The sequence below is a fragment of the Kamptonema sp. UHCC 0994 genome (assembly GCF_029167235.1).
Classification (GTDB): domain Bacteria; phylum Cyanobacteriota; class Cyanobacteriia; order Cyanobacteriales; family Microcoleaceae; genus Kamptonema.
In genome coordinates, this window is record NZ_JARFTR010000296.1 from 1 (window position 1) to 6,951 (window position 6,951).

8 protein-coding genes are annotated in these 6,951 nt (G+C 42.9%); 2 read left to right on the plus strand and 6 right to left on the minus strand.

Annotated features, from left to right (window positions below):
* Positions 1-76: 76 nt before the first annotated feature.
* Together bchM and PY364_RS26550 are read right to left on the minus strand one after the other, a co-directional pair.
* Positions 77-760, minus strand: a complete 684-nt coding sequence (bchM, locus tag PY364_RS26545; protein ID WP_275570715.1) for a magnesium protoporphyrin IX methyltransferase — start codon at positions 758-760, stop codon at positions 77-79.
* Positions 761-884: 124 nt separating this feature from the next.
* Positions 885-3,029 carry a pentapeptide repeat-containing protein gene (locus tag PY364_RS26550; protein WP_275570716.1) on the minus strand — a complete coding sequence of 715 codons (2,145 nt, stop codon included), beginning with the start codon at positions 3,027-3,029 and terminating at the stop codon, positions 885-887.
* Between the two features lie 461 nt (positions 3,030-3,490).
* Between PY364_RS26550 and PY364_RS26555 the strand changes: the two genes are divergently transcribed.
* Together PY364_RS26555 and PY364_RS26560 are read left to right on the plus strand one after the other, a co-directional pair.
* Entirely contained in the window at positions 3,491-3,913 is a 423-nt protein-coding gene (locus PY364_RS26555; protein WP_275570717.1) for a hypothetical protein, read from the plus strand.
* A 164-nt stretch (positions 3,914-4,077) separates the two neighbouring features.
* A complete protein-coding gene (locus PY364_RS26560; RefSeq protein ID WP_275570718.1) occupies positions 4,078-4,557 on the plus strand; it encodes a GNAT family N-acetyltransferase in 480 nt (159 codons plus the stop codon).
* A gap of 78 nt (positions 4,558-4,635) precedes the next feature.
* Here the strand turns inward: PY364_RS26560 and PY364_RS26565 are convergent, their stop codons facing one another.
* From PY364_RS26565 to pdxA, 4 genes are all read right to left on the minus strand, one after another.
* On the minus strand, positions 4,636-4,923 hold the full coding sequence (locus PY364_RS26565) for a S1 RNA-binding domain-containing protein (protein WP_275570719.1): 288 nt from the start codon (positions 4,921-4,923) through the stop codon (positions 4,636-4,638).
* Between the two features lie 33 nt (positions 4,924-4,956).
* Entirely contained in the window at positions 4,957-5,493 is a 537-nt protein-coding gene (locus PY364_RS26570; RefSeq protein WP_275570720.1) for a hypothetical protein, read from the minus strand.
* A gap of 116 nt (positions 5,494-5,609) precedes the next feature.
* The gene (locus tag PY364_RS26575) at positions 5,610-5,807 is read right to left on the minus strand and encodes a hypothetical protein (RefSeq protein ID WP_275570721.1); all 198 of its coding nucleotides are present in this window, start codon (positions 5,805-5,807) and stop codon (positions 5,610-5,612) included.
* Between the two features lie 34 nt (positions 5,808-5,841).
* The gene (gene pdxA / locus PY364_RS26580; RefSeq protein ID WP_275570722.1) at positions 5,842-6,909 is read right to left on the minus strand and encodes a 4-hydroxythreonine-4-phosphate dehydrogenase PdxA; all 1,068 of its coding nucleotides are present in this window, start codon (positions 6,907-6,909) and stop codon (positions 5,842-5,844) included.
* Positions 6,910-6,951 lie beyond the last annotated feature (42 nt).

Sequence of the window (6,951 nt, forward strand, 5' to 3'; positions counted from 1 at the left end):
GTAAATGAACCGCCCAGAGGGCGGCGTTACAAACAATTTACGTAAGTCATATAAATTATTTAATTATCATTCCTCACTACCGTACAGCTTCCAATATGCGAGAATAATAAAAGCTAGTGCTAGTCATTCCCTGCCGCTGAATTGTAAAGCCATTGCTTTGTAGGATCTTGATAATATCAGCTTCCCGATGTTGGTAGGCACGAGTAGCTTTACTTGGCCCTGGAAAAAATTCCCCAATTTTCTTGAGTACAGTTAAGGCTAAAGTTTTCGGGGCAAAACTGATAATTAGCCGAGAATCAGTTATAGAACTTAAATGACTAATCATAGCAGCGGCTTGATCTTGAGGATAGTGAATCAGCACATCCAGACAGATAACTGTGTGGTATTTGCCACTCAAAGCCTCCAAATCTTGAGCCGTAAACGTGATATTATTAGCTCTACCCGGAACAGCATTAGCTCTCTCGTAGGCTTCTCCTACCATCTTTTCCGAAATATCACTAGCATAAACGATCGCTCCAGCTTCAGCTAAGGGAATACTAAGGCTACCCACGCCGCAGCCAGCATCGCAAACTGAGAGTCCCGGCAAATTGCCATCAGCGACTAGCCATTCTAGCACTGTATCAACCGTCCGCTGGTGTCCCGTGCGGATATCAAGTTGAACTTTATTAACTTGACCGTCGCCGTAAATTCGCTGCCAGCGATCGAAGCCAGTAGAGTTAAAATATTCCCTGACAATAGTTTTGTCGTCGGCTGCGTTCATAGATTAATTTGCCTGGTGATGAATTCCAAGGGTTTATTATATAGCAAGAGGCCCTTGTAATCATAGCAAGGGTTTTAGCAATCTATGGTGTTCTAACCGCCGGGGGACTGGGACAATAAAACTATTAATTTTTCTGGGGACAGCGGGGATGAATCCCTCCCTGCAAACAGATATAAGCGATTTGACTCGCCTCTAAATTCTTAGCATCTGTAAAATCAACTCCTTGTAAACGACCTGATTTAGAATTAACAGACGGACTTTGAATAAATTGATCCGATCTATTTAGTTTCCCAGTTACAAACATTGCTCCTTTAAAGTTCACACCCGCGACATTAGCACCTCGGAAATTTACCAAGCTTACATCTGCATTCCGAAAGTTAGCATCTTGCAGTTGAGTATTGCTTAAATTCGCACTAGCAAGTTTAACTGAAGTCATATTTGCGTTTTGGAGATTAGCTTTGCTTAAATCAGCTCCAGATAAATCTGCACCTTGCCAATCCGATTTTCTCAAGTTTGTGTCTGGAAATTGAGCGCCTTGAGCTTTCACTTGTCCTAAACGCGCACCTTCCAAATTCGCTCGCGACAAATTTGCACTTCCTAAATCTGCACCTGTGAAAGTGGCATCTTGTAATAAAGCTTGCCGTAAATCTGCCCCAATTAACTTAGCACTGCTGAAATTAGCTCCGCTCAAAATACTATTAGATAAATTAGCTTTATTCAGAGTTGAACGCAGAAAGTTCGTGCGGTTCATTGTGATATTATTCAAGAATGCGCCAGTAAGATTTGCACCTTCAAAATTAGCGCCACTCAAATCGGCTCTCCAGTCATCAAAAGTTCCAAAACGACCATCTTCTCCTGCTCCATAAAACCGAATACCTGGTAAAATAGCATTGGTAAGATTGGCACTTCGTAAGTTAATTCCTGACAAGTCGCCTTTGTCTAGAACTAAAGTGAATTGAGCTAAGCCAGAGGCAGTTTGACTTAAATCTGTGCGGCTGAGGTCAGCATCATTTAGTTGGCCTCGATTCACTGTCATAATTTTCGCGATCGCTCTTTGAGTAGCTCTTTGCCGAATAGCAGCTAACTCTCTTTCCTTGGCATTTCCGCCGTAGCGCATAGAATCTAAATCATTACTGAGGGCTTGATTTAAACGCTGCAAATAGGGTAAGGTTTTTGGCCCTGCGCTCACTAAAGCTTGCTGAATTGAATCAACGAGAGTGCGATTTTCTTCTTGGCCAAGCAGATCCGCTAATAATGGTATAGCGCGGGAATCTTGGACTACACCTAAAGCTAAAATTGCGGCTCTTCGTTCGGCTATGCCATTGGGCGATGTTGGGGATAACTTGTTTACTAGAGCTAGAAATACCTTGTCATCGCGCTGTTTGAAATCCCGCAAATTTGCCTGACTTTGAATGTAAATTTGGGTGCCGATAAAGGTTCCCAAAACTGATGTCATCCCCAGAATAGTAACTATTAGTAGAGTTAGTCCGGGGTGTTGGCGCATCCACGCCCAAAGGCCGCGACTGCCATCTGCTGAAGCTTCTGGCGTTAAGACCAGGGCGGCGATCGCAGCGTCTTCATCACTCCAATCTTGACCCATAAAGGGATTTGTAGTATTATTTGACAATGTTCCGGCATCAATGACAAAAGTACCCGCTAAACGGTCATGTCCTGTGCGCCGTTTCGTGTCAAACTTAGTCGCTAAGCCGTCTCCTAGCAGCATTAAGCCGCTCATTCCCACTAAAATGACTAAATCGGGAAAAGCACCACTGATGCGCCATAATGTGTAAGCAATGCCGACTGGTATTCCCCAACGTCCCAAACTTTCGCGTGCCAAGGCCCGTAGTATCCCTGGTGGTGTACCCGACTCCGAGACGACTTTGACACCAAACCAGCGTTTGGGGGAAGTTTGACCTTTTTTAGCGAGTAAATATAGTTGCCATCCAGCTACAGCAATCGGGGCTATAAGTGCGCCAGACCAGAATAAATTAGTTAGGGGGGTGACTCGCGGGTTGCGATCGCGAATCGGAATCGCTAAAGTTTGTGCGATCGCTTCAGATGTGGCGGCGACTGCGGGGTTGAGAGGTACACTCTTGATTGCATTATTAGCCAATGTTCCGATCGTAAATGGAACCAAGGAACTAGCAACAATTAATGATACTTCAACGGCCCAAGCGCCACACCTACGAACCATTAGCGGCAATTCTCGACGTACTTGCGACGATGGATTTGATTGATTAATGTCGCTGCTTACCGTTGGGCTAGCCATATTGATTTTAGATTTTAGATTTTAGATTTTAGGTGGGGTGTTAACGGTTAACGGTTAACTGTTAACTGTTGAGTAAGAAATTAAAGCATCGGAGATTCGGTAAAAAACCGGGTTTCTTTAGTCGAAATGCCTAAGTCCTGTTCATTTCACTTTCAGGTGAGGTGAGATGAGCTTAACCGATATCTCCATTTCCCAGTACCCATTTATATCACCGATCGCTATTTTTTGAGGTGTGGTGGGTCGCATCAACTTGTACGCTATGTACAGCAAGAATCCCGGAATAGTTAGGTGGCTGGCAGAAGAAGAAAAAAGAAGGAAAAGTGATGTGGGGTCATGGGATCGGAGAAAATAGGGGCAGAGATCGATCGATTAAGCGATTGAAAGAGGAACCCCAGAGCTCCCCTACCGTCGAGAAACTTGGGTATGCCGCCATTGTGTTCGCAATCAGAGGAATAATTAAAATGAAAATGCGCGATCGCGGGATACTTCCCTTAGCTTTAGCAATGATTTTAGCAACGGCTGGCGTTGTCCGTTCTCAGACTCTACAGATTTCCCCCGGATTTAAGGAACCGCTAAGTCTTTCAGGTACATCTGGTGGCCCCAACAACAGTGGTGACTGTGGTAATATTGCCCCCACACCGAATCTCATCATCCAAGTAGGGGAGGATTTACCTTATTGGCGAATTAGCGTGCAAACTGCTGGTGCTCCTACAATCTTAATTCAAGGGCCTGCTGGTCGTTTTTGCGTCTTGCCAGAAAGTGCTGCTGCGGGTAATCTAGAATTTTCGGGTTTTGGGAATAAGGGTACTTACTCTATCTTTGTAGGCGATCGCGCCCAAGGTCAACATCCTTACAATCTCTCTATTACTCAAAATCGGAACTAATTTTGTTAACTGTTAACAGTTAACTGGTAACTGTTAACTGTTAACTGTTAACTGGTAATTGCTAATTGCTACCTTTCCCATCTCCCCCTCTCCCCCTCTCCTCCTCTCCTCCTCTTTCCCTAGTCCCTAGCCCCTAGTCCCTAGCCCCTTCTTCAAAATCGAGTATGTTTGAAATAATTCAAGCAGATTTATCAAATCCTACTTATGCAAAAGCATTAGTAAACCTGCTCAACATTTATGCACTTGATCCAATGGGGGGCGGCAAAGAACTGCCAGATTATGTTAAAGAAAATATTGTATTAGCGCTGTCTTCTAGAACAGATGTTTATATAATCATGGCTCTTATAAATGGCGATCCTGTAGGTTTGCTCATCTGCTTTGATGGTTTTTCTACCTTCTCATGTAAACCACTACTAAACGTTCATGATGTCGTAGTTAAACCGGAATATCGTGGGCAAGGTATATCAAAGATGATGCTCAAGAAAGCCGAACAAATCGCTATAGAAAAGGGCTGTTGTAAACTTACTCTAGAAGTTCTAGAAGGCAATAAAGCAGCAAAAGCTTCCTATTCAAGTTGTGGTTTTGAGGGCTACGATTTAGATCCTAAAATGGGAAAGGCGCTATTTTGGCAAAAGAAGTTATAACAGAAGGCAGAAGGTAGAAGGTAATAAAAAGCAATATGAAAATTATATTATATCCGTTCAAATAGACATTATTACTGATTATTTTGACTGATTCAACTGGCTTGGCCTCATGTCTAACCAGATTTGTTGCCCAGTTTCCTTGAATGCCAGCACGACTACATCAACTGATGAACCAACTGCTGGATAATCAGATGGGAACATATCACCTTCATCTTTGAAATGTGGGAGTTCAACAAGACCCATAAACTTTATCCCTGGAAGGGTAACAAATATCCCAAAAGGCCAATGCTTGGTGACTATTTCTTTCAATTTAGTTCCTACTTTTAGAGACTTTTGTATTTCGTCCCAGGATTGTTCGTTAATCATTTTATTTTATTAGCCTCCTAATCGATTTGAGAGTTAATTTAACTTAGCACTCATTGGCACGTCGGCCCTCGTATAAGTCCAGATTGCACCTGGTTCTAGCGTCAGCAACATATTGTCAGGAGTGAACAGTTCCCAGTAAGATAAGTCAAAATCATCTGCAAGGTCTGGGAATATTTTTAATTTATAGCCGTTACTGAATTCTACAGTTAGAACCAAATCTGGGTAGTGAGTTTCAAAGGCCGCGATCGTTGTACCTTCAATAACTTTAACTTTCTCTTTAAACACTTCTGGTAGTTCCTTAGAACTGGTGATTATTTCTTTGGTCAGTGATTCCAGTGTCCAGTCTGTGCCTCGCGTGCCTAAGATCCAAGAACCTTTTTCCTTTCCCGCTAATTTCTTATATGTGTAAGGAATTCTCTCTCCAATATGAATATTTAATTCATCTCCATAGCTCATTCTCGCGTTCCAGCACAGTTCCCCTTGAATGGCACTGACAATACTCCTCAGTTGCTCTAAATCAGTATCTTTTTTAATGGGTTGTACTAGCTTCTGACCTGTCGTTACTGTCATAATTCTCAACAATTGCTGTTTACTGATAGCCCAAATAAATCTTAGTTAACTTTTGCGAACTGAATTAGAGTTTAACATGATAACACTAATTATCTGAATTGACAAGCCTTTCAAATTTATTCTATACCGAAGAACTCGCGAGCCTTTTGTCGTAATTCTTGGTAGGTAAAATCGCCGCGTTCATTTTTACTTCCTCTATAACCTGCGGCTTTCTCGGCTTCTAAAAATTCTCCAAATGCTTTTCGAGCTGGCTCTTCCATCTTAAACTCCTTAGCAATAGCATTAATTTGCTTAATATCTCTTTTGGGCGGCATCTGATTCTATATTTTAACACTCCTCACCTATTATTTAATATCTTGACGTATTTCTACGCTGCTCAAGCAACTCCGCCGCCAACTCCAAAGCTGCGATCGTACTGCTAGCATCCGCCACACCTTTACCAGCAATATCAAAGGCAGTACCATGATCGGGAGATGTCCGAATAAATGGCAAACCAATTGTAGTATTCACAGCCCGATCGAAAGCCATTAACTTTACAGGAATTAACCCTTGATCGTGGTACAATGCTAAATAAGCATCGTGAGCATTATCGCCCTTACCATACCAAGCTTGACCAGGTTTTACCCACATTGTATCTGGCGGTATAAGGCCATCTAACTGCACATTAGAAAGGCGATCGCGTTCCGTCTCCAACCAAGGAATTAACCAATATTTCTCCTCGTTTCCCAACTGTCCATTTTCCCCACTGTGAGGATTTAAACCTGCAATGGCAATTCGAGGTTTTTCTAATCCGAAATCTTGCCGCAAACACTCTACCAACAAGTCAAGTTTAGTGCTAAGTAAATCAGGTGTCAGAGCATCGGCAACTTGACGCAGAGGAATATGTGTGGTAGCAAGTAAGGTACGCAATATCCAACCACTATGGGGAGATTTGGCGACAAATAACATCCCAAATCGCTTAACTCCCGATCTTTCTGCTAAAAGTTCCGTTTGACCGGGATAATTATAGCCAGCAGCTTTCCAACAAGTCTTAGAAATTGACCCTGTGACAATACCTTGATATTCGCCGGCAAGTGTACGCGCGATCGCAGTTTCCATATAGGAAAAACTAGCCGCACCACTCGCTATATTACCCTCACCTACAACAATTTGACCCCACTCGCTATGCAGTTTGACATCTAAAATATCTAAGCTTTCTGGGTTTGCCAAAGGTGTTGTTACTTTGCAGTGTTGCAGTTGAGTATAAGTTTCCTGCAAAATTGCCCGACTGCCAATCACTGTTACATCGCAACTAGGGAAAGGATTTGTAGCTAAAGCTTTGAGTACCACTTCTGGCCCAATACCTGCCGGATCTCCCAGAGTTATAGCTAATTTTACTTTTGCATCGGGATTCACGACTATTTTCTCCTGCGAAATTTCTGTAACGCCGCCCTCTGGGCGGTTCCTGTCTGTACCGCC